General features: G+C 64.9%; 17 protein-coding genes. 7 read left to right on the forward strand and 10 right to left on the reverse strand.

The features are described 5' to 3' along the window. Positions 1-40: 40 nt before the first annotated feature. The 10 genes from M5B99_RS10590 to tssA form a co-directional block, all read right to left on the reverse strand. Entirely contained in the window at positions 41-475 is a 435-nt protein-coding gene (locus M5B99_RS10590) for a DcrB-related protein (protein WP_248803978.1), read from the reverse strand. Positions 476-490: 15 nt separating this feature from the next. Continuing rightward, positions 491-2,422: a type VI secretion system tip protein VgrG gene (locus M5B99_RS10595; RefSeq protein ID WP_248803979.1), complete on the reverse strand. Its 1,932-nt coding sequence runs from the start codon at positions 2,420-2,422 to the stop codon at positions 491-493. Positions 2,423-2,575: 153 nt separating this feature from the next. Further along, positions 2,576-5,257 carry a type VI secretion system ATPase TssH gene (gene tssH, locus M5B99_RS10600; protein ID WP_248803980.1) on the reverse strand — a complete coding sequence of 894 codons (2,682 nt, stop codon included), beginning with the start codon at positions 5,255-5,257 and terminating at the stop codon, positions 2,576-2,578. Then, entirely contained in the window at positions 5,250-6,302 is a 1,053-nt protein-coding gene (gene tssG, locus M5B99_RS10605) for a type VI secretion system baseplate subunit TssG (RefSeq protein WP_248803981.1), read from the reverse strand. Before tssG ends, tssH begins: the two co-directional genes overlap by 8 nt. Further along, a complete protein-coding gene (gene tssF, locus M5B99_RS10610; protein ID WP_248803982.1) occupies positions 6,266-8,125 on the reverse strand; it encodes a type VI secretion system baseplate subunit TssF in 1,860 nt (619 codons plus the stop codon). Before tssF ends, tssG begins: the two co-directional genes overlap by 37 nt. Then, the gene (gene tssE, locus M5B99_RS10615; protein ID WP_263860478.1) at positions 8,122-8,646 is read right to left on the reverse strand and encodes a type VI secretion system baseplate subunit TssE; all 525 of its coding nucleotides are present in this window, start codon (positions 8,644-8,646) and stop codon (positions 8,122-8,124) included. Before tssE ends, tssF begins: the two co-directional genes overlap by 4 nt. 146 nt (positions 8,647-8,792) lie before the next feature. Beyond that, entirely contained in the window at positions 8,793-9,281 is a 489-nt protein-coding gene (locus M5B99_RS10620) for an Hcp family type VI secretion system effector (RefSeq protein WP_177094000.1), read from the reverse strand. A 257-nt stretch (positions 9,282-9,538) separates the two neighbouring features. Next, entirely contained in the window at positions 9,539-11,032 is a 1,494-nt protein-coding gene (gene tssC / locus M5B99_RS10625) for a type VI secretion system contractile sheath large subunit (RefSeq protein WP_103495521.1), read from the reverse strand. A 15-nt stretch (positions 11,033-11,047) separates the two neighbouring features. After that, entirely contained in the window at positions 11,048-11,563 is a 516-nt protein-coding gene (gene tssB / locus M5B99_RS10630) for a type VI secretion system contractile sheath small subunit (RefSeq protein ID WP_103495520.1), read from the reverse strand. An 81-nt stretch (positions 11,564-11,644) separates the two neighbouring features. Then, positions 11,645-12,673: a type VI secretion system protein TssA gene (tssA, locus tag M5B99_RS10635; RefSeq protein ID WP_248803983.1), complete on the reverse strand. Its 1,029-nt coding sequence runs from the start codon at positions 12,671-12,673 to the stop codon at positions 11,645-11,647. Between the two features lie 392 nt (positions 12,674-13,065). On the opposite strand from tssA, the gene tagH reads away from it, so the two are divergent. From tagH to M5B99_RS10670, 7 genes are all read left to right on the forward strand, one after another. Beyond that, positions 13,066-14,472, forward strand: coding sequence for a type VI secretion system-associated FHA domain protein TagH (gene tagH, locus M5B99_RS10640; protein WP_248803984.1), 1,407 nt, complete (start codon positions 13,066-13,068; stop codon positions 14,470-14,472). Positions 14,473-14,735: 263 nt separating this feature from the next. After that, positions 14,736-15,245, forward strand: a complete 510-nt coding sequence (tssJ, locus tag M5B99_RS10645; RefSeq protein ID WP_248803985.1) for a type VI secretion system lipoprotein TssJ — start codon at positions 14,736-14,738, stop codon at positions 15,243-15,245. Positions 15,246-15,260: 15 nt separating this feature from the next. Then, complete coding sequence (gene tssK / locus M5B99_RS10650) at positions 15,261-16,595, forward strand: type VI secretion system baseplate subunit TssK (protein WP_248803986.1); 1,335 nt, start codon at positions 15,261-15,263, stop codon at positions 16,593-16,595. Positions 16,596-16,601: 6 nt separating this feature from the next. Then, a complete protein-coding gene (locus M5B99_RS10655) occupies positions 16,602-17,921 on the forward strand; it encodes a DotU family type VI secretion system protein (RefSeq protein ID WP_248803987.1) in 1,320 nt (439 codons plus the stop codon). Beyond that, positions 17,918-21,421, forward strand: a complete 3,504-nt coding sequence (tssM, locus tag M5B99_RS10660; RefSeq protein WP_248803988.1) for a type VI secretion system membrane subunit TssM — start codon at positions 17,918-17,920, stop codon at positions 21,419-21,421. Before M5B99_RS10655 ends, tssM begins: the two co-directional genes overlap by 4 nt. Then, the gene (tagF, locus tag M5B99_RS10665; RefSeq protein ID WP_248803989.1) at positions 21,418-22,071 is read left to right on the forward strand and encodes a type VI secretion system-associated protein TagF; all 654 of its coding nucleotides are present in this window, start codon (positions 21,418-21,420) and stop codon (positions 22,069-22,071) included. Before tssM ends, tagF begins: the two co-directional genes overlap by 4 nt. After that, positions 22,072-22,800: a PP2C family protein-serine/threonine phosphatase gene (locus M5B99_RS10670; RefSeq protein ID WP_248803990.1), complete on the forward strand. Its 729-nt coding sequence runs from the start codon at positions 22,072-22,074 to the stop codon at positions 22,798-22,800. It abuts the gene before it with no gap. Positions 22,801-22,802 lie beyond the last annotated feature (2 nt).

A 22,802-nucleotide genomic window follows, 5' to 3' on the forward strand; every position in this document is an offset into this window, starting at 1 on the left:
GCCGGGCGGCCCACAGTGCGTGAGACATGCATCGTGCCCGTCACGACACCCGGTCGAATTGCAGGGACTGCTTGATCGTCGCCCAATGCGTGGCCTCGGCATCCCCCAGCTTGTCGGCCTTGACGTAGCTCAGGGCGAGCATCTTGCGGGTGCCCGGCAGTACCAGCGCGAGCTGGTACTGGAAGACCTTCTCCGCGCCCTTGCTGAACTGGCTGCGCAGCTCGATGCCGTCCACCGACTGATCGGCGCCCAGGCGCACGGCCTGGCCCGGCTGGTAGCGCAGTTCCTGGACCTGCTGTTCCAGGCGCTTGAGCTGGGCGTCGAAGTTGCTCTGCAGGGTCTCGCCCTCGGCCAGCTGGCTGCGGCTGACGATCAGCGAGGTGCCCAGCTCCGGGAACTTGAGGATATTGATCGAGGCGTCCAGCAGCTCACTCTCGGGCAGGGCGAACTGGAATTCATTGAGGCGATAGGTCATGGCTCGCGGGTCTCGTTATTTGGGCTTGGGGAACATTGCCTCGACGCTGGCGTCGATGCTGCCTTTGACGCCCTGGCCTTCGGGCGCTGCGCCGGGGCCGCCGCCGTTGTTCAGGTGCAGGGTGCCGCCGGTGTTGAATTCGGCATCGCCCGAGGCATGGAAGCTGATCTGCACGCCGCTGAGGTTGATCTGGCCGCTGGCATTCAACTCCAGCACGCTTTCACCGCAGACCAGGCGCAGGTTTTCGCCGACCTCGATGACGTAGCTCTGGCTGATGCTGTCGGTCTTCTTGCGGCCGACCACCAGGATGTCGTCGTCCTTGACCGCGCGCAGGCGCACCGAGCCGATAGTCACCGTCTCGTCGCGCCCCACGCTCTTGTTGCGGTCGTGGCCCACCGCATGGCTCTCGTCGACCTCGACCACGATGTCCTGGTTGCGCTCGGCATGGATGTATAGCTGCTCGGCGCCTTTCTTGTCTTCCATGCGGATTTCGTTGAAGTTGGCCGGGCTGCCGCCCTTGCTCGAACGGCTTTTCATGCCGCTTTGGGTGGCGTTGGCGGGCAGGTCGTAGGGCACCGTCTGTTCGGCGTTGTAGACCCGGCCGGTGATGATCGGCCGGTCGGGGTCGCCTTCGAGGAAGCTGACGATGACTTCCTGGCCGATCCGCGGAATCTGCATCGAACCCCAGTTCTTGCCGGCCCAGGCTTGCGACACGCGAATCCAGCAGGAGCTGTTTTCGTTGGACTGGTCGTGGCGGTCCCAGTGGAAGTGCACCTTGACCCGGCCGAACTGGTCGGTCCAGATTTCCTCGCCGGCCGGACCCACCACCACGGCGGTCTGCGGGCCTTTGACGGTAGGCCGCGCGGTGTTCGCCAGCGAGCGGAAGCTCTGTTGCGCGTCGATGCAGCTCAGGCTGCTTTCGAACTGCGCGCCGGCCGCCGTCGCGCCGGATTCCAGGCTTTCCTGGGCAATGTAGTAACGGGCGCCGACGATCAGGTATTCGCGGTTCTGGTCCTGGCGGCCGAAGCCGGTGAGGCTGAACAGATGCCCGGATCCCAGGCCGCGGGCGTTGCCGTTGAGCTCGACGCGTTCATGCTGGCTCTGGATCGCTTCGATACGGGTACGTGCGTAATGCTCGCCGTCCTGGCTTTGCACGTAGGTGCCGGGGTAATCGTAGAGCGGATAGTCACCGGCGGTGTGTGGGCGCGGCATCACCGAACGCACGTCGATCCGCGCACTGGGGCGCTGGAAGTCGTAGTCGTTGAGCTCCAGGGAACCGGGCTGGACTTCCTGGGCCAGGTGCCAGCCGTTGAGGTGATCGCGTTCGCGATGCTGGCCGTCCGGCGGGTAGTAGGGCAGCGACTCGTAGCCCGGGGCGCTGTGATGGGCGCCGTAGGCATCGGCCAGGACCAGCACGTGGCGGTCCTTTTCATGGCGGAAGTAGTAGTAGATGCCTTCCTGCTCCATCAGCCGGCTGACGAAGTCGAAGCTGCTTTCGCGGTACTGGACGCAGTATTCCCATTCGCGATAGGGCTGGCTGAGGGCGTCTTCGAAGTCGGAGAAACCGAGGTCGCGGAACACCTGCTTGATGATCTGCGGGATGCTCTGGTGCTGGAAGATCCGGCAGTCGGAGGTGCGGGTCAGCAGCCAGAGCCAGGGACGCAGGGTCACTGAGTAGCTGGCGAACTGGCCCTGGCTGACGTTCTGGCTGCAGCGGGCGACGATGCCGTGGAAGTAACGCAGGCCGCCCTGGACCTGCAGCGACAGGCTCATGGGTTTGCCGAGCAACTGGTTGAGGTCCAGGGCGCCGTCGTTGGAGGTCAGGTGCAATTCGTAGTCGAACAGCCGCCCGAGCTCCTCGCCGCCGCCGAAATCCTTGAGCAACAGGACATCCGGCCCGAGGGGGCTGTTGATCTGGGCCAGGCGGGTGGCTTGGGTGAATAGCATGGGTTATCTCTGGATTCTGTGTGGTCTGGTCTGGCCTCTTCGCGGCGGTGCGGCGATCCGACAAGCTCCGCTCCCACAGGTCCTCGGTCGTACACAAAATGTGGGAACGACCGAGGACCTGTGGGAGCGGAGCTTGCCCGCGAAAGCGTCGGCTCAGGCGCCCGCGTCGCTGAACTGGTAATGCAGCTCGTTATCCCGCTCACTGATTCGCACCCCCGCCAGCGCCTTGCCCTCGAGCATGCGCGTGAGGAATTCGCGGCTCATGTCCGGCAGCAGGCTGTTGGTCAGGATGGTATCGATCATCCGGCCGCCGCTTTCGGTCTCGGTGCAGCGCGAAACGATCAGGTCGACCACCGCGTCGTCGAAATCGAAGGCCACCTTGTGGGTGCTTTCCACGCGCTTCTTGATCCGCCCCAACTGCAAGCGGGTGATCGCCTTGAGCATGCTGTCGCTCAGCGGGTAGTAAGGAATGGTCACCAGGCGCCCGAGCAACGCCGGCGGGAAAATCTCCAGCAGCGGCTGGCGCAGGGCCTTGGCGATCTCCTCCGGGTCGGGCACGTTGTCGGCGTCCTTGCACAGGTGCGAAATCAGTTCGGTGCCGGCGTTGGTGGTCAGCAGGATCAGGGTGTTCTTGAAGTCGATCACCCGGCCTTCGCCATCCTCCATCACGCCTTTGTCGAAGACCTGGAAGAAGATCTCGTGCACGTCCGGGTGGGCTTTTTCCACCTCATCCAGCAACACCACGCTGTAAGGCTTGCGCCGCACCGCTTCGGTCAGCACGCCGCCTTCGCCGTAGCCGACGTAGCCGGGCGGGGCACCTTTGAGTGTCGAGACGGTATGGGCTTCCTGGAACTCACTCATGTTGATGGTGATGACGTTCTGTTCGCCGCCGTACATGGCTTCGGCCAGGGCCAGGGCGGTTTCGGTCTTGCCCACGCCCGAGGTGCCGGCGAGCATGAACACGCCGATCGGCTTGCTCGGGTTGTCGAGGCCGGCGCGGGAGGTCTGGATGCGCTTGGCGATCATCCGCAGCGCATGGTCCTGGCCGATGATACGTTTTTGCAGGTGCTGGTCGAGGTTGAGCACGGTTTCCAGTTCGTTGCGAGCCATGCGGCCCACCGGAATGCCGGTCCAGTCGGCGACCACCGAGGCCACCGCCTGGTAGTCCACGGTCGGCAGGATCAGCGGGCTTTCGCCTTGCAGGGCGCTGAGGCGCCGTTGCAGGTCGACCAGTTTTTCCCGTAGGACGTGGCTCTGTTCAGTGCCAGCCTCGCGGTCCACCACACCGGCGCTTTCGCGCAGTTCGGCGCGGGTGGCGAGCAGTTCGTCGACCAGGGCTTTCTCGTCGGCCCAGCGCACTTCCAGCTCGGCCAGGCGTTCGCGCTCGGCGTTCAGCAGGTTCTCGCTGTTGCTACGGCGCACGGCGGTATCGACGCCGATGGCATGCTCGCGGGCAATGATCTGCAACTCGGTTTCCAGCGCTTCGATACGCCGACGGCTGTCGTCGACCTCGGCAGGCACCGCATGCAGGCTGATGGCCACCCGGGCACAGGCGGTGTCCAGCAGGCTGACGGACTTGTCCGGCAACTGGCGCGCCGGGATATAGCGGTGCGACAGCTTCACCGAAGCCTCCAGCGCCTCGTCGAGGATCTGCACCTGGTGGTGTTTTTCCATGGTCGAGGCGACGCCGCGCATCATCAGCAGGGCCTTGTCTTCCGACGGCTCGGCAACCTGCACCACCTGGAAACGGCGGGTCAGGGCCGGGTCTTTTTCGATGTGCTTCTTGTACTCGGCCCAGGTGGTCGCGGCCACGGTGCGCAGGGTGCCACGGGCCAGGGCGGGTTTCAGCAGGTTGGCCGCGTCACCGGTACCGGCGGCGCCACCAGCACCGACCAGGGTGTGGGCTTCGTCGATAAACAGGATGATCGGCTTGGGCGAGGCCTGGACGTCTTCGATGACCTGGCGCAGGCGTTGTTCGAACTCGCCTTTCATGCTCGCACCGGCTTGCAGCAGGCCGACATCGAGGCTGCGCAGTTCCACATCTTTGAGGGCCGGCGGCACGTCGCCAGCGACGATGCGCAGGGCGAAGCCTTCGACCACGGCGGTCTTGCCGACGCCGGCTTCACCAGTGAGGATCGGGTTGTTCTGGCGCCGACGCATGAGGATATCGACCAACTGGCGGATCTCCTCGTCACGGCCGACGATGGGGTCGAGCTTGCCGCTACGGGCCTGTTCGGTCAGGTCCACGGTGAAACGCTTGAGGGCTTCCTGCTTGCCCATGGCGCTGGGGGCCATGGCGCCGCTGGCTTCGCCTGGCACCGCCCCGGCCGTGAAGCCGTCGCTGGCGCCCAGGTGGTTTTCCGGCGAATCGCCGACGTATTCGTCGAAGCGTTCGCTCAAGGCCTCGACCTTGATCTTGTCGAACTCCGACGACAGCGCCAGCAGGGCATGGCGCAGGCTCGGGGTCTTGAGGATGCCGAGTATCAGGTAGCCGGTGCGCACCTGGCTTTCGCCGAACATCAGGCTGCCGTAGACCCAGCCGCGCTCCACGGCTTCTTCGACGTGGGACGACAGGTCGGTGATCGAGGTCGAGCCGCGCGGCAGGCGGTCCAGCGCATCGGTCAGGTCGCGGGCCAGGCGCGCCGGCTCGATATTGAACTGGCGGATCAGGCGGTGCAGGTCGGAGTCCTGCAATTGCAGCAACTGGTGCAGCCAGTGGCTCAGTTCCACATAGGGGTTGCCCCGCAGCTTGCAGAACACCGTGGCGGCTTCGATGGCCTTGTAGGCGATGCTGTTGAGTTTGCCGAATAACGCGGCGCGGCTGATTTCACCCATGGTCCGGGCTCCTTGAATGGTGGGCCGAGGTGGCCTGATCGGCGTAGTGCCGGGCCAGGATCAGGTCCTTGGCATCTTCTTGGGGGTGGCCGAGCCAGGTGTTGAAACCCAGGCGGAACTGGCCGTTGAGTTGCAGCTTGGGCACTTGCGGCTGTTCCAGGACCAGGTTCAGGTCCCAGTCCAGCTCGTGCCCCAGGTATTCGGCGACCCAGGCCACCAGGTGGCGGAAGGGTTCACCGTCGGGCAGCAGGCCCATGTAGTCGGCCAGCTTGAGGGGGCCGACGCGGATGCGGAATTTGTGCTGGCGGTCCCAGACATGCCGGCCCAGGCAGAAGTCGACGCCCAGCTGGTGCGCGCTGACGCCGACGCGGCTGCGCTCGGGCAGGTGCAGCCATTGGCCGACGTATTCCTCGATCTGCACCGGCAGCCCGAAATACGCTTGCAGGATGGCGCGCAGGCCATCCGGGTAGCGGGTCTGGGCGGCGAGGTGGCCGCTGAAGTGCAGCTTGGCGGTGTCCGCGATCAGCCCCTGTTTCAGCAGGCTGGGCATGCCCCGGCCACTCAGGGCAGCCAGGCGCGCGGACCAGTAGTCGTCGTCCGGGCGGTCATGGCTGACGGTCGGCCGCGCTTCGGCCCAGGCCCGGTAGAACAGGCTCAGCAGGCGATGGTGGAAGATATCGAGGAAACGCTTGCTGGTGCTGTCGGCATTGTTGCGCTGGCGTTCGCGCATGTACTCGGTCAGGTGCAGCGGCAACGGGCCGTTGGGCCCGCCGAGGCCGAAGAAGAACTGTTCGAGTCGCGCCGGCGTGGTGTCGCTGGCCGGGGTCATGGACGCCAGGGTGGCCGGGGCGAAGGCGCAGTCGAGCTGCTGGCCGAGGCGCAACGGGTCGTCGGCCAGCCGTTGGGAATGGCCGAAGCGCGGCAACTGCGGCGATTCGCACTCGATACGCCGCAATGCCTGGAAGAAATCGTATTCCCAGGGTTCGGCCTGCATCGCCGTGAGCGTGCTCACAGGGTCGGACGGCGTCCGGGCTTGGCTTTCCATCGCATGATCTCGCCGCGTTCGGTGGTACGGATCACCGTCTCGGTAAAACTGTTGATCGACACGTAGCGTGCCAGGAAGCGTTCGAACACCGCGCCGAGGAGGAACACCCCGGTGCCGCGAAACGCGTTTTCATCGAATTCCAGGGTGATCTCCAGGCCACGGCCGAAGACGATCGGCCCGGGCATCGGCAGGCGCCGGGTGCAGGGCTTGCTGCTGACTTCGCGCAGGCCCTCGATCTGCAATTGCAGCGCGGCGTCGTTGCTCTCGCCATACAGGCGCAGCAGTTCGCGCAGGGCGGCGGCACCCTGGCCGGCTTCGCTCAATGACAGGTAGTTCAGCGACAGCTGGCTGATCAGACGCCAGGCCTGGTTGTCATGGGCATGGCTGGCCTTTGGGCGACTGGGCCCGGCCAGGCAGCGGATCGCCGAGACCGGCGCGCTGTCGGCCAGGGTGAAGTCGCTCTTGCCGCCGCCGACGTTCATGAACAGCGGCAGGTCGCGGTTGGTGCACAGCGCGCTGACGCCCAGCTGGCGCAGGTCGTGGCCGTAGGGCGCCTGGCGGTTGTCCACCAGGCTGATGAAGGTTTCGCTACCGACATAGGTTGAGCGGGTGCCTTTGCGTCGTTGTTCGCTGGACAGCACCCGTGGTTCGCGACGCAGGGTGTAGTAGGCCTGGTCGCGGCCGTAGCGGGACGGATCGCGCACCGCATAGAACGGCAGGAACGGCTGGTCGGGCCCGGTGCCATGGCCGGTGACGCCGGTCAGCGAGTGGATCTCGAAGTCCATGGGCCGGGTGCGGTCGGCGATCACATGGTGTTCGTTGACCCGTTCGGACAGGTGGATACGGTCCACCCGACGCGGGAACAGGTTGATCGCCGGGGTACAGAACGGCACGAACTGCGCGGCGCCGACGCTGCTTTCCAGGCTGGGGTCGAAACGTTCGAACAGCACGATCAGTTCCAGTTCCTGGCCGGCGCAGCGTTTGACCGCACGGCCCAGCTCGGCGAATTCGATGAACAGGTAGCGTTGGGGCAGGGCGAAGTATTCCTGCAGCAGCCGATAGCCCTGGAAAGCCTGGGCCACCACCGGCATCGCTGCTTCGCGGTCGTCGAAGCCGCAGGCGCGCAGGGCGTCGGCGGGCAGGCGCTCGGCCCAGTCGCCGCCCGGGGCACGGGCGAACACCGCGCAGGCATTGCCCAGCAGTTGCTCGTACAGGCGAAATGGCTGCTCGTCGGCACCGTTGAGGTACAGCGGCAGGCTGTCCAGGTCGAGCTGGTTGAACGGCAGCTCGGCGCCGGTACGCAGGGTCAGGCGCAGGCCGGCCTTGGCTTTCGGTTCGCTGGCGGCCAGGCGTCCGAGCACTGCCGATGGATTGCCGAAATACTCGGCCTGGCTGACCTGCAACGGCCACAGCGTCACCGCGTGGGCCGTGCGGTATTCGCAGGAAGTCTGGGTGTCCTTGCCCAGGGTGGCGCGCAATACGCTGTCGCGGGGCAGGGTAAAACCGCTGGCCAGAGAGCCCTCATCCGGGTCGGTCTGCAACTGCACCACGGTCATCGACGGTGTCGGCGCCAAGTAGTGTGGGTAGGCGATTTCCAGCAGGTTATGGGTAAAGGTCGGGTACTCGGCGTTGAGCTTGAGCTGGACCCGCGCGGTGAGGTAGGCGAAGCCTTCCAGCAGGCGCTCGACGTAGGGGTCGGCGCAGTCGAGCCCGGACAGCGTCAGGCGCCCGGCGATCTTCGGGTACTCCTTGGCGAACTCGGCGGCGCTTTCGCGCACGTGTTGCAGTTCCTGGTTGTACAGGTCGAGCAGGCGCGGGTTCATGAACGTCTCCGTTGCTCGCCGGGCACCACGCGGACATGGCCGGATTCCAGGTCGAGGTCGGTGCGCAGCAGCAGCGGCAATGAGGCCGGCAATGCCCAGAGGTCGCCTTCGATCTCGAAGCTCAGGGCGTTGTGGTTCATCTCGCCGTGGGCGACCTGGGCCCGGACCCGCAGCGTATGGCTGAGGATGCGCGGTTCGAAGGTGGTGATGGCGGTGTGGATCAAGCCTTCGAGGGCGGCCACATCGATGCTCGAGGCACTGTTGCCCGCCAGTGCCGGCAGGCCGTAGTTGATCACCGAAGTACCGGCCGGGGTGTGCAGGGTGGCGTCGGCGTCGAGCAGGCTGGTGCTGTTGAGCAGCCAGGTCAGGTCACGCAGCACCGAGGCCTTGAGTTGGCTCAGGGACAGCACGCGCTTGTCGCTGCCTTCCTGGAGATTGCCCGGCTCGTCGTCGGTCAGCCGGTCGAGCAGCGACGGTTGCAGGCGTTCGCGCAGGGTGAGGTCGCTCGGCACGTTGCTCATCGCGCGACGTCACAGGGGCTGGACACTGCGGGGCGGCAGCGCCACTGAACGGGAAACGAAGGCTTGGCCATGCTCGGACACCGGGAATGAATCGAATTCGGGGTAACACCAGATGCCCCCGACGCTGAGCGTCGGGGGCACGGGGATCAGCGCTTGGTGTTCGAGCGGATGTTCCAGCCGAACTTGACCGGGCCACCTTGCTTGGAACCGTCGGCTTTCTGCTCCTGATACTCGACCATGACCTGGGCGAAGTTCAGGGTGACGTTTTCGGTCAGGCGGTCATCGCTGCCCGAACCGCCGGTGCTCAGGGAGGTGACCAGCACTTCTTCCAGGTCGATCTTCATGTACTCGACCTGGCTTTCGCCGCCGGCCTTGCGCACTACCAGGGTGACCTTGTCGATGTGCTTGCCGCTGGCGCAATGCATCATCAGGTTTGGCGAGGCCTTGTCGACGTACTTGGTCAGCGACAGGTCCTGGATATTGACCTTGCCGGCACCGCCGCCACCGCCCATGTGCATGTTGCCGGATTGGGACATGCCCCAGCTCCAGTTGAGGACATCGATTTCCTCTTTGTGGGCCTTGTCCTGGGACTCGCCCTTGATGTCGCCGATCTTGATGAAGATATCAACAGCCATGTTTTCTCCAGTGTGGTCTTCACCACGATGTTGTTAGCCAGGACCCGCCGCGGTTGACGACGGGTTCGCTGTTGTGACGGATGGCGCGGTCCTTGGTGGGAGCCGAGCTTGCTCGCGATCGGCCGCGAAGCGGTCGTAAATCCTGAGAACCCGGTCTTTCAGGAAGACCGCGTCCGCTGGTTTTGCGAGTGCTGCGCACTCGATCGCGAGCAAGCTCGGCTCCTAAAAGGAATTGCGTTGCCCGCCAGGGTTGGGGGTTACGCCCCTTTCGCCGACGGCAGTTTGGATACCAGGCGCAACGACACCGTCAGGCCTTCGAGCTGATAGTGCGGCCGCAGGAAGAACTTGGAGGTGTAGTAACCCGGGTTGCCCTCGACGTCCTCGACCACCACTTCCGCTGCCGCCAATGGGTGTTGGGCCTTGGTGGTTTCGGTGGAGTGGGCCGGATCGCCGTCCACGTAGTTGAGGATCCAGTCCTGCAACCAGCGCTGCATCTCGTCCTTCTCTTTGAACGAGCCGATCTTGTCGCGCACGATGCACTTGAGGTAATGGGCAAAGCGGCAGGTGGCGAACAGGTACGGCAGGCGTGCGGCCAGGTTGGCGTTGGCGGTGGCGTCCGGATCGTCGTACTCGGCCGGTTTCTGCAGCGACTGGGCGCCGATGAACGCGGCGAAGTCGGTATTCTTCTTGTGCAGCAGCGGCATGAAGCCGTTCTTCGCCAACTCGGCTTCGCGACGGTCGGAAATCGCGATTTCGGTCGGGCATTTCATGTCCACGCCACCATCATCGGTGGGGAAGGTGTGGGCTGGCAGGTTCTGCACTTCGCCGCCGGATTCGACGCCACGAATCCGCGAGCACCAGCCGTAGTGCTTGAACGAACGGTTGATGTTCGCCGCCATGGCGTAGGCCGCGTTGGCCCAGGTGTACTTGGCGCTGTCGGCACCGTCGGTGTCTTCTTCGAAGGCGAAGGCTTCCACCGGGTCGGTCTTGGCGCCATAGGGCAGGCGCGCCAGGAAGCGCGGCATGGTCAGGCCGATGTAGCGCGAGTCTTCCGATTCACGCAGCGAGCGCCAGCCGGCGTATTCCGGGGTGGTGAAGATCTTGGTCAGGTCGCGCGGGTTCGACAGTTCCTGCCACGAGCCCATGCCCATCACGGTCGGCGAAGCGGCGGCAATGAACGGCGCGTGCATGGCGGCGCAGACCTTGGACAGCTCGCCGAGCAACTCGACATCCGGTGGCGACTGGTCGAAGTAGTAGTCGCCCACCAGGCAGCCATAGGGCTCGCCGCCGAACTGGCCGTATTCCTCTTCGTACATCTTCTTGAAGATCGGGCTCTGGTCCCAGGCCGTGCCCTTGAATTTCTTCAGGGTCTTGTGCAGTTCCGGCTTGGCGATGTTCAGCACGCGGATCTTCAGTTGCTCGTCGCTTTCGGTGTTGTTGACCAGGTAGTGCAGACCGCGCCAGGCGCTTTCCAGCTGCTGGAACTCAGGGTGATGGATCACCTGGTTGACCTGTGCGGTGAGCTTGGCGTCGATGGCGGCGATGATCGATTCGATGGACTTGATGGCGTCGTTGGACACCAGGTCGGTCTGCGCCAGGGCCTGCTCGGCCAGGGTGCGCACGGCGCCCTCGACGGCTTCGCGGGCACGCTCGGTCTTGGGTTTGAATTCCTGCATCAGCAGGTTGGCGAATTCGCTGGGCTCGGTGGTGGTGCCGGGCAACGCCTGATTGTCTTGCTGCAACTGGGTCATGATCGTTCGTCCTGATTAAGCGCTGGGCTCGGAGTCCTGGGGCTTTGGCGCACTCGCCAGGGCCTGGAGCAACGCCGGATCCTTGATGGCCTTCATGATGATTTCTTCGGCGCCGGTCTTGCCGTCCATGTAGGTCAGCAGGTTGGCCAGCTGGGTACGGGCTTCGAGCAGCTTGTTCAGGGCATCGACCTTGCGCGCGACGTTGGCCGGGCTGAAGTCCTCGAGGCTTTCGAAGGTGATGTCCAGGCTCAGGTTGCCTTCGCCGGTCAGCTCGTTCGGCACATGGAACGCCACCCGCGGCTGCATGGCCTTGAGACGCGAGTCGAAGTTGTCGACGTCGATTTCCAGGAACTTGCGGTCGGCGACCGCTGGCAGGGGCTCGGCGGGCTTGCCGGCGAGGTCGGCCATCACGCCCATGACGAAGGGCAACTGGACCTTTTTCTCGGCGCCGTAGAGCTCTACGTCGTACTCGATCTGGACCCGTGGCGCGCGGTTGCGCGCAATGAATTTCTGAGAGCTGGTGTTCGCCACGTTGTTGCTCCTGGTCGCTCAAGCGACGGTGTTGGCGTTATCGGTGGTTGCCGTTAACTAAGCGGCGCGGTCCCGGCGGGCTTATTCGCCCTCGGGGCCCCGCAGGTTTTCAAATTGGGACAGGCCGTCGGGAATCAGGTTGCGCACAATGGTCGCGAAGTCGGCGTGCACCAGGTTTTTCGCCCGGGTCAACAGTACCGGCAGCGGGCTGGAGGGCTCGTGGCGGGCGTAGTAGTTCAGCAGCCGCTCGAGGCTGCGCAGGACGTCGTCGCGGTTGCCGATCTCACCCGGCGGCGCGCTGCGCGGGGCGACCGGGGCGACGCTGTCGCTGCCATGCACGGCGGGCTCCGACTCGTATCCGGTTGCGGTTGATTCGCCGGTGTCGGTGCCGGGGGCGTATTCGGCGAGGATCTGCAAGGCCAGCTTGATCGGTTGGCGCAAGGCGCTGAGGTCGACACCCTCGGCTGAGCCGACCTGGTCGCTGACGAAACGCTCGATGGCGTCGACGGCGCCGCGGGCTTCGCTGAGCGCGGCGCGCACAGCCGCCAGTTGCTCGGGGTCGCTGTCGCGCAGGGCGCCGGACAGTTCGTCGGCGTTCAGGCTTTCGTCGGAGAAGCCTTGCAGGCCGCTGGCATTCAGCGCGGCGCGCAGGGTCACGGTGCCGAAGGCCCGGGAACGGGTCAGCACACTTTCGCGCAACAGGCGGATATTGGTCTCGCAGGCCAGTCCCGACAACGCGTTGATCCGCACCGTGGGGTCGTTGTCGTCATCGGCGTCGAGCAGCGGATAGAGCTCCGCCCAGTACTGCTGGAGCATCTGGCTGACCAGGGTCAGGGCGTTGGCGAGCCCCGGCAGACCGTCGAGGGCCAGGGCGCTTTGCACGAGAAAATGGGTGATGCGCAGGTCTTTGCTGCGTTGCAGGAGCGCCGTGCTCGACTGCTCGATGGCGCGCCACGCCGGAGGTTCGGCCGCTTGCACCGAGTCGCCCATGATGCGCTCGGGTTTACCTTGGGCATCACGCTCCAATTGCAAGAATTGCGCGTCATATTCCAGGTCCTCGCCACAGGGCGAGTTCGCTGAAACAGCGGCGAGCAACAACGGCACATCCACCAAATTCGATCTCCTTATCGGCCTGCTGGATAGTCAGGCATTTATTCCGAAAGTTCCTTCGGAAAACTCTCATATTCCCTGTTGGCATATACGCAGTGATATCAATGAGCTATCACCTGTAAACAAGAAGTTGTGCATTTTTGGTGTAGTAGTTATAGCTTGTCAAGGTAAGCTAGCGGCCCTTTGTTACCGTTGTGACACACTCGTCAAGGCTATCGACCGCTGGGTCAGACCGTGTGCGTTTTTCATAATTTTGTAGGTAGAATTCGCTAGAATCAGCGAACTGGCTGAAATAGATAGGTTTTTTGGCGGATTTTGGTGGCCATGGCGGGGCCCGGCGCACGGTGTTTGTGTCGGGCGGCTCGTGCGTGGATGTACTGCAAGGAGGCGCAATGTCGCTGTGTTTGACTATCACTAGTTATCACAAGATCACCCCTGGTCAATGTCCGGAGAAGTCCATGGACACCGGGGTGATGGCAATTGGCCGTAGTTCCGAGAATGACTGGGTTCTTCCCGATCCGGAGCGGCTGGTTTCCTCGAAACATTGCGTTATTCAATACAAGGATGGTCGTTACTATCTGACCGATACCAGTACCAATGGCGTGGAGTTAGTTCAGGCCGGTATCCGTTTGCGTCGAGGTAACAGCGAACCCTTGCAGGATGGAGAAATCATCCGCATCGGTGAGTACGAGATCCGTGCGCGCATCGATTTCAACCTGCAACTGGCGCAGGACAGCCTCTCGGGGGGCGATTCGTCCAACAGTTTCGAAGCCTTGATGGGGCGCGCGGCCGCCGTGCCGGTCGCGTCGCCGGTCAGCACCGCGGCCGCGCATTTCCAGGGCGGTTCGGCGATGGACACGCTGCCCGACCTGTTTGATTTCCTGGCGCCGGTAAGCGTGCCTCCGGCGACCCAGTCGGACCATGTGCCGGCACAGCAGCATGACTTTCGTCCACCGACGCCGGTGATCAGTCCGGCACCCGTGGCGCCGCCGAAAACACCGGGCGCCGGGGTGATTCCCGAGGACTGGGACCTGTTTGGCGATACGCCCAAGATGCCGCTCAGCACCCCGATGGCCGAGCCTGTTCCCGTGGCGATTGCCGAGGTTATCGCCGAGCCGACACCCACGCTGGCGCCGACTCCCTTGCCTGTACCGACAGTGGCCCCGGTTAGCCGGCCGGCCCCCGTGGCGGTGTCGAGCGGCGCGCCCCAAGCCGATTTGCTGCAGGCCTTTCTGCGTGGTGCCGGCCTTGACCAGTTGCGTATCGACACCGCCGAGGTGGAGGCGCAGATGGAAGCCATCGGCCGCAGCTACCGGCTGATGGTCGAGGGTCTGATCGATGTGCTGCGGGCCCGCAGCAGTCTCAAGGGCGAGTTCCGCATGCAGCAGACACTGATCCGCCCGGTGGAAAACAACCCGTTGAAATTCGCCCCGAATGTCGATGAAGCGCTGCTCTTGCTGTTGCGTCACGGCAGCCAGGCGTTCATGGCGCCGGACCAGGCGGTCAGCGACAGTTTCGATGACTTGCGCGCGCACCAGATGGCGGTGATGGCCGGGGTGGAAGCGGCGATCAAGCACCTGCTCAAGCGTTTTGAGCCGTCGGAACTCGAGACCCGCATGGGCAAGCCCGGTGGTTTGTCGAACCTGTTCAGCGGTTCGCGCCAGGCCCAGTACTGGCAGCAGTTCACCGAGCTGTACACGAATATTTCCCGCGAGGCCGAAGAGGATTTCCAGGATTTGTTCGGGCGGGAGTTCAGTCGGGCGTATGAGGAACACAGTGCGCGGTTGCGCAAGGGATAAGGCATTGAGAACGCCATGGACCTGTAGGAGCAGGGCTTGTCGGGACGCCGCATCGCCGCGGAGCTTTTAGCGATCTCGAGAGCCTCTTCGCGGGCAAGCTCCGCTCCCACAATAGGACGAGTCGTATGCAGGTTTTGTGTACGGCGCAAAACCTGTGGGAGCGGAGCTTGCCCGCGAAGAGGCCGGCATAGGCAGCACAGTTCCAAAGCTTGATCGCAAAACAGGATTTAACGGAAAGCTCATAACGTCATTGAGGACGCAGGATGATTTACCGAGTTTTACTGGCCGCAGCCCTCACGCTGCTGCTCGGCGCATGTGCCAAGGACGCGGCTGCCCCAGCGCCCGCTGACGCCCCCGTGGCCGATAGCGCCTCCGCTTCCCTGCATTTCCATGCCATTGCCGGTCTCAACCCCGGTGCAGACGGTGTGCCCGCCCCCGTGCGCGTGCGCATCTACGAACTGAAGAACAGCGCCAACTTCAACCGCGCCGACTACTTCGCCCTGGCCGAACGCGCCCAGGCGACCCTCGGTGCCGACCTGATCGACCAGGACGAAGTCCTGGTCCGGCCCGGCGAACAACTGGACATTGAGCGAGCCCTCAACCCGGCGACCCGCCAGGTCGGCCTGGTGGTCGGCTACCGCGAAGTCGACCAGGCACTCTGGCGCACGCTGCTGACCATCACGCCCAAGCAGCTCAACGACTATCAGATCAGCCTCGATGTGCGCGCCGTGCGCAGTGCCATCGTCGTGACCCCAACCCGCACCGCCCCCTAGGCAAACGGAGAAGCCATGTCCTGGAACAATCGAGTGGTCTGGTCGGAAGGCATGTTCATCGGAACGCAGCACTTCCAGCAGCATGACCGTTATCTGGAAAACCTGATCGACGCGCGCAGCCGGCCACTGGCCGTCGGCGCCTGGGGTTTTTCCGAGCTGCTGATCGACCAGGGCCTGTTGGCCCAGGGCAAGCTGGCCATCGTCTCGGCCCGGGGTCTGCTGCCGGACGGCACGCCGTTCAACATCCCTCATGATGACCTGGCACCAAGCCCGCTGACCATCGACGCCAGCCTGCGCGACGGCCTGGTCTACCTGGCCTTGCCGCTCAAGCGCGCCGGCTCGCGGGACACTGTCGACGAAGGTGAGGAACTGGGTGGTGCGCGCTACCTGAGCCAGGTCCGCGAAGTCCGTGACGACAACGCGCCGTTCGAGAACCGCGCGCCGGTGGCGTTGGGTTCGCGGGCCTTGCGTCTGTTGACCGCCGAGGATGGCCTGGGCGATTACGCCGCCATCGGTCTGGTGCGGGTCAAGGAGAAGCGTGCCGATCGCGCTCTGGTCCTCGATGACAGCTATGTGCCGCCAGTGCTCGATGTGGCGGCAAGCAAACCACTGACGGCGTTTCGCAGCGAGCTGCTGGGCCTGCTGCACCAGCGTGGCGAAGCCCTGGCCGGGCGCGTGGTGGCCTCGGGCGCCGGCGGTGCCTCGGAGATTGCCGATTTCATGCTGCTGCAACTGGTCAACCGTGCCCAGCCGCTGATCAGCCACCTGAACCAGATCAGCCCGCTGCACCCCGAGCGCCTGTACAGCGAGCTGGTCAGCCTGGCCGGCGAGTTTTCCACCTTCGCCAGCAGCGGTCGGCGCCCGGCCGCGTTCCCGGCCTATCAACACGATGCCCTGGCGCTGAGCTTCGCGCCGGTCATGCAGGCCCTGCGCGAAGCCCTGTCGATGCTGATCGACAGCAAGGCGACGCCGATTCCGATTGTCGAGAAAGCCTATGGCATCCATGTGGCGATGCTGGCGGACCGCAGCCTGATCGACAGCGCCAGTTTCATCCTCGTGGTGCGCGCCGATATCCCCAGCGAAACCCTGCGCGGGCGTTTCGCCCAGCAGAGCAAGGTCGGTTCGGTGGAGCACATCCGCGACCTGGTCAACCTGCAACTGCCGGGCATCGGCCTGCTGCCACTGCCGGTGGCACCACGGCAGATTCCGTTCCATGCCGGGTCGACCTACTACGAACTCGACCGCGGCAGCGAGCACTGGAAGCAACTGGTGAATTCCGGCGGTTTCGCCTTCCATGTCGCCGGCGATTTTCCCGGCCTGAACCTGGCCTTCTGGGCAATCCGAGGATAAGCCGCGATGAATGCCAATGATGATCCGTCGGGCCAGCCGTTGCCCGCCAATGACCGCACCCAGTTCATGCCGCGTCCCGGTGGCCGGGCACCGGAAGCGGCCCGCGCCGAGCCGGTGACGCCGCTGTCTGTCCCGGCCGCGCCGCTGCCGATCGGTCAGTCCCAAGGCCTGAACCCCCTGGAGAGCGCCGCCGGCCCCTTGCTGGCGTTGCTGACGCGGTTGCGCAACACCATCGCTCATCCGGCGCCGGCCAGCCTGCGGGCGCAGTTGCTGGCTTACCTGCGCCAGTTCGAGGAGCGCGCCGAAGGCGCCGGTGTGGCGCGCAACGATGTGTTGCTGGCACGCTACGCGTTGTGCACCGCCCTCGACGAGGCGGTCTTGAGCACGCCGTGGGGCAGTGCCGGCGACTGGGGCAAGCAGAGCCTGTTGATCACCGTGCACAACGAAGCCTGGGGTGGCGAGAAGGTCTTCCAGTTGCTCGACCATTGCCTGCAAAGTCCGCGCGAGCGCCTGTACCTGCTGGAGCTGTTGTACCTGTGTATTTGCCTGGGTTTTGAAGGCCGCTACCGGGTGATGATCGACGGTCGCAGCCAGCTCGATGCCCTGCGCGAGCGCACCAGCGCGGCAATCCGCAGTGCCCGCGGCGAATATGAGCGCGAGCTGTCGCCGCACTGGCGCGGCCTGGCGGTGGTGCGTGATCGGTTGAGCCAGTTCATGCCGCCCTGGGTCGGTATCGCCATCGGCCTGGCGTTGTTGCTGGCCCTGCTGTTCGGCCTGCGCCTGAAGCTGGCCGCCGACGCCGAGCCGGTGTTTCGCAATATCCATGCCCTGGGCGAGATCCCGGTGCAGACCATCGACCGTCCGGTGGTCCAGCCCAAGGTCGTGGAACGACCGCGCCTGGCCGGCTTCCTGGCCGACGATATCAAGGCCGGCAAGGTCGCCGTGGAAGACAAGGTCGACCGCTCGGTGGTGACTATTCGCGGCGACGAACTCTTCGCCTCGGCCAGCTCCAGCATTGTCGACGACTACCAGCCGCTGATGCTGCGCATCGCCGATGCCATTCGCAAAGTGAAAGGTCAGGTGCGGGTCACCGGGCACAGCGACAACCGGCCCATCGCGACGCTGCGCTTCCCGTCCAACTGGGCGCTGTCCCAGGCCCGGGCCGAGCAGGTGCTGCAGATCCTCGCGGCGAAAACCGGCACGCCTGCGCGCTTCAGCGCCGAAGGGCGTAGCGACACCGAGCCGCTGGCTTCGAACGCCACGGCCGAGGGCCGGGCGAAGAATCGTCGGGTGGAAATCACAGTCTTGGCGGAGGGAGTCGAGTGAAGGCGTTTTTCGGTTTTGTCGTGCGCTGGGTGATCCCGCTGCTGGGGCTGATCGCCCTGAGCCTGATCATCTGGTTCGTTGGTCCGCTGCTGGAAGTGCTGGTGCCGGAAGGTCGACGCTGGGCGTTGATCCTGTTGATTTTCGCGGTGTGGATCGCCTACCGCGTATTCCGCCTGATCCAGGCCCGGCGCCAGGCGGCCAGGGTCATGCAGAGCCTGGCCGCGGAAACCCCGCCGGACCCTGCCAGTGTCGCCACCGCCGAAGAGCTGGCGACCCTGCGCCAACGCATGGCCGAGGCCCTGGCGCTGCTCAAGAAAGCCAAGCTCGGCGGTGACGAACGCCGCAACCTGTACGAGTTGCCGTGGTACGTGATCATCGGCCCGCCGGGTTCGGGCAAGACCACCGCGCTGGTCAACTCGGGGCTGCATTTTCCCCTGGCCGCGCAGTTCGGCGCCGGGGCGATTCGCGGTGTCGGCGGTACGCGCAACTGCGACTGGTGGTTTACCGACGAAGCCGTGCTGCTGGACACCGCCGGTCGCTACACCACCCAGGACAGCCATGCCCAGGTGGACAAGGCGGCCTGGCTGGGTTTTCTCGATCTGCTGAAAACCCAGCGTTCGCGGCGGCCCATCGACGGCGCTTTTATCGCCATCAGCCTGTCGGACTTGCTGCTCAGCACTGACGCGGAGCGGGTCGCCCACGCCACGGCGATCCGTGCGCGGATCCAGGAGCTGTACACCCAGCTCGGCGTGCGTTTCCCGATCTATCTGATGCTGACCAAGCTCGACCTGGTGCCGGGGTTCATGGAGTTCTTCGACGCCCTGAGCAAGGAAGAGCGGGCCCAGGTCTGGGGCATGACCTTCGACCTGGACGACGGCAAGCACGCCGCCGGTCCGCTGGCGCGTTTTCAGGAAGAGTTCATGGGGCTCGAGCAGCGCCTCAACGCGCGGCTGGTGGAGCGTCTGCAACAGGAGCGCGACCCGGTGCGGCGCGACCTGATCTACGGTTTCCCGCAGCAGTTCGGTGCGCTGAAGACCTGTCTGCAGGATTTCCTCGACGGTGTGTTTAAGCCCAATGCCTATGAAGACCGCGCTTTGCTGCGCGGCGTGTACTTCACCAGCGGCACTCAGGAAGGCAGTCCTATCGATCGCCTGATCGGCGCCATGGCCCAGAGCATGAGCCTCGACCGCCAGCAGCTGGCGCGTCAGAGCGGCAGCGGGCGCAGCTATTTTATCGAGAAGTTGTTCACCGCCGTGGCCTTTGCCGAGCGCGGGCTGGTGGGAGTCAACCCCAAGGTCGAACAGCGGCGCAAATGGCTGGCGCGTGGGGTGCTGGCGACCACGGTCGCGGTGGTGCTGGTGGTCGGTACGCTGTGGTGGCTGAGTTTCCGCGCCAATGAGGCTTATATCGCCCAGGTCGACCAGAAGGTCGCGCCCCTGGGCCAGAGCGTGCAGGAACTCAGTTCGGCGCAACGCGACGTGCTGGCGGTGCTGCCGTTGCTCAATGCGGTCAAGCACTTGGCCGGCGACGCACCAGGCTGGGCCGAAGGCCTGGGCCTGTACCAGGGCGACATGCTCGAAGCCGAGTCCGCCAGCGTCTATCGCAAGTTGCTGATCGCGGTGTTCGCGCCGCGCCTGCTGACCCGCGTCGAAGAACAACTGCACGGCGGCGGTAATTCGGACTTCCTCTACGAAGGCCTGAAAGCCTATCTGATGCTGGCCGACAACGAGCATTACGACCCGCAGTTCATCAAGGCCTGGATCGCCCTCGACTGGGATCGTAGCCTGCCGCGGGATCTACCGCCGGAGCAGCGCGCCGCCCTCGGCGAGCATCTGCAAGCGCTGTTCGAACGTCGGCCACCGAATGCCCGGCTGGACGAACGATTGATCGACGACCTGCGTCGCCAGTTGCAACAGCTGCCGGTGGCGCAGCGGGTCTATGACCGGGTCAAACGGCAGAAACTGCCGGACGGCGTGGTGGATTTCCGCCTGAACGAGGCTGCCGGGCGTGATGCGGCGCTGGTGTTCAGTCGCAAGAGCGGCAAGCCCCTGGGCGATCCGTTGAGCGGCTTCTTCACCGTCAAGGGTTATCGGCAGGCCTTCCTGCTGACCAGCCTGAACCAGGCCAATACCGTTGCCGAGGAACAATGGGTGCTGGGCCGCGACCCGGCCGACCAGCAGAATGTCGCCAGCCTGGCGGCGGATGTACGGCGCCTGTATTTCCAGGACTATCTGCGCCAGTGGGATGCCTTGCTCGCCGATATCGACTTTGTGCCGATCACCAGCGTGGCCCAGGCCGCCGATGTGCTGCGGGTGATTTCCGGACCGACCTCGCCGCTGAAAAAGTTGCTGGTGGCGGTGGCCAGGGAAACCGATCTGCAGCAGGAGGAACGCCAGTTGGCAGCCCAGGGCAAGCCGGTCGCGGGCAATGTCGACCAGCTCAAACAACGCCTCGGTTCCCTGCTCGGTCAGGAACAGGCGGCGGGCAACGCCGTGCCGGTGGAGACGCAGGACCCGGTGAGCGCGCACTTCGCCGAGCTCAATGCCCTGGTCAACAAGGGCGAAGGTGAGCCGGCGGCCATCGATGCCTTGCTGGCGGACCTGAATGCGCTCTATGTGCAGGTCAGCGCCATGTCCGGTGCCAGTGGCGATGCCCTGCTCGGCGAGGCGAAGAACCAGGCCTCGGCCGCCGCCACGCGGGTCAGCCTGAATGCCGAGCGCCAGCCGCCGCTGGTCCAGGGGCTGGTCAAGTCGGTGGTCAGTTCGACCACCAACAGCATGATGGGCGGGGTGCGCAACCAACTGAACGCGGCCTGGACCAGCGAAGTGGTCAACGTCTATCGGCAGTCCCTCAGCGGTCGTTATCCGCTGACGCCCGGCAGTGCCCGGGATGCGACGCTGGAGGACTTCGGCCTGTTCTTCGGGGTCGGCGGGGTGATGGACAACTACTTCCGCAAGTACCTGCAGCCCTATGTCGACACCTCGGCGACCCCTTGGCGCTGGCAGCCGGGGGCGGCGCAGAAACTCGGGATTGCCCCTGGCGTATTGCAGACCTTCCAGCGCGCCGCGGCGATTCGCGATGCGTTCTTCCGCTCGGGCGGCACCCAGCCGACGGTACGTTTCGAACTCAAGCCAGTGGCGATGGATGCGTCCATCACCCAGTTCCAGCTTGAGCTCGACGGCCAGCAGGTCGGTTATGACCACGGTCCGAGCCGGCCGGTGGCGATGCAATGGCCGAACCCCGGCAGCGTTGGCGTGGTGCGCCTGTCGATCACGCCGCCGTCGGCCAGCGGACGCTCCGGGATCACCCTGGACGGTCCCTGGGCCTGGTTCCGTCTGCTGGAGCAATCGGACCTGGTGGCTGGTAATGCGCCGGATCGCTTCAATCTGCGGTTGCGGGTGGATGGTGCGAGCATCTCCTACGAGTTGCGCGCCAGCAGCGCCTTCAATCCTTTCAAGAGCCGCGTGCTCAATGGCTTCAGCCTGCCGGAGCGCTTATGACGACGGTGGGTTTCTACGGCAAGCTGGCCAGCCGCGGCGACTTTGTCAGCCGTGGTCTGCCACAGAATTTTATCCAGCCCTGGGATGCCTGGCTGGCTTCGGGCTTGCTCGCCAGCCAGCAGCAACTGGGTGCTGACTGGTTGAGTGTGTACCTGGTCAGCCCGCTCTGGCGTTTTGTGCTGGCGCCGGGCGTCTGTGGGCCGGACGCGGTGGCCGGGGTGTTGATGCCGAGCATCGACCGGGTCGGGCGCTACTTTCCGTTGACCGTGGCCCAACCCCTCGATCCCGGGCACGCCCTGGCGGCGGTGGTCGGCGGAGCGGACGCCTGGTTCGAGCAGGCCGAAGCCCTGTTGCTGGCGACCCTGGAAGAAGGCGCCGGTTTCGAAGCGTTCGATCAGGGTGTCGAGAACCTGGGTGGTTTGCCATTCACCAACAAGGCGCCCTCCAGCGTCTTCGCCGGGTTGCAGCGCCTGGCCGCGCTCGATGCGCCAAGCCGTGCCAGCGCCCTGGCCGAGCAGGCCTGCATCGGTAGCAGCCTTTGGTGGGGACGTGGTTCGCAGCGCATCGAGGCGGGCCTGATGCGCTGCGCTGGCCTGCCGGCCACCGTCGATTTCGGCAGTTTCCTTCTGGGCAAGGGGGCATCGATCTAGATGGCTCACGCACCTGCAATCAATTACCAGTCGGCCAGCTACAGCCATGTCGGCATGGTCCGCCAGATCAACGAGGACGCCTTCCTGGAACTGCCCGGCGCCGGGCTCTGGGTGGTGGCCGACGGCATGGGCGGGCATGCGGCGGGGGACTACGTCAGCAGCCTGATCGTCGATACCCTGCGGCGTATTGCGCCCTCGGACTCCCTGGCGATCTACACCTCGGCCCTGCGCTCGCGCCTGGCGGAGGTCAATGCCGCCGTGCGCGAGGAAACCGCCCACCGCGGCGTGGCGATGATGGGCAGCACCGTGGTGCTGTTGGCGGTGCGCGGGGCCGAGGGCGTCTGCCTGTGGGCCGGCGACAGTCGCCTGTATCGCCTGCGTGACGGTCAGCTGGAGAGCGTTTCCCGCGATCATAGTTATGTCCAGGACCTGCAGGACAGCGGCTTGCTCAGCGAGGCCGAGGCGCGGGTGCACCCACGGGCGAACATCGTCACCCGGGCGATTGGCGTGGAGGCGCAACTGGAGTTGTCGATGGTGCCGTTCCAGGTGCTGACCGGCGACACCTACCTGCTGTGCAGCGACGGCTTGAACAAGACCGCCGAAGACGCCGAGATCCGCGACGTGCTGGCGCATGCCGACCCCTATGACGTGGTCCGCAGCCTGGTGCACCTGGGCCTGACCCGGGGCGCCCCCGACAACATCACGGCGATTGTCGTCAAAGCCACCTGAAG

It is taken from the genome of Pseudomonas sp. MWU13-2100 (genome assembly GCF_023242365.1).
Taxonomy (GTDB): Bacteria; Pseudomonadota; Gammaproteobacteria; order Pseudomonadales; family Pseudomonadaceae; genus Aquipseudomonas.

Bases quoted from the DNA above. Each gene is read 5' to 3' on its own strand.
- M5B99_RS10590 (WP_248803978.1), bottom strand. From the start codon at position 475: ATGACCTATCGCCTCAATGAATTCCAGTTCGCCCTGCCCGAGAGTGAG.
- M5B99_RS10595 (WP_248803979.1), bottom strand. From the start codon at position 2,422: ATGCTATTCACCCAAGCCACCCGCCTGGCCCAGATCAACAGCCCCCTC.
- tssH (WP_248803980.1), bottom strand. From the start codon at position 5,257: ATGGGTGAAATCAGCCGCGCCGCGTTATTCGGCAAACTCAACAGCATC.
- tssG (WP_248803981.1), bottom strand. From the start codon at position 6,302: ATGGAAAGCCAAGCCCGGACGCCGTCCGACCCTGTGAGCACGCTCACG.
- tssF (WP_248803982.1), bottom strand. From the start codon at position 8,125: ATGAACCCGCGCCTGCTCGACCTGTACAACCAGGAACTGCAACACGTG.
- tssE (WP_263860478.1), bottom strand. From the start codon at position 8,646: ATGAGCAACGTGCCGAGCGACCTCACCCTGCGCGAACGCCTGCAACCG.
- M5B99_RS10620 (WP_177094000.1), bottom strand. From the start codon at position 9,281: ATGGCTGTTGATATCTTCATCAAGATCGGCGACATCAAGGGCGAGTCC.
- tssC (WP_103495521.1), bottom strand. From the start codon at position 11,032: ATGACCCAGTTGCAGCAAGACAATCAGGCGTTGCCCGGCACCACCACC.
- tagH (WP_248803984.1), top strand. From the start codon at position 13,066: ATGTCGCTGTGTTTGACTATCACTAGTTATCACAAGATCACCCCTGGT.
- tssJ (WP_248803985.1), top strand. From the start codon at position 14,736: ATGATTTACCGAGTTTTACTGGCCGCAGCCCTCACGCTGCTGCTCGGC.
- tssK (WP_248803986.1), top strand. From the start codon at position 15,261: ATGTCCTGGAACAATCGAGTGGTCTGGTCGGAAGGCATGTTCATCGGA.
- M5B99_RS10655 (WP_248803987.1), top strand. From the start codon at position 16,602: ATGAATGCCAATGATGATCCGTCGGGCCAGCCGTTGCCCGCCAATGAC.
- tagF (WP_248803989.1), top strand. From the start codon at position 21,418: ATGACGACGGTGGGTTTCTACGGCAAGCTGGCCAGCCGCGGCGACTTT.
- M5B99_RS10670 (WP_248803990.1), top strand. From the start codon at position 22,072: ATGGCTCACGCACCTGCAATCAATTACCAGTCGGCCAGCTACAGCCAT.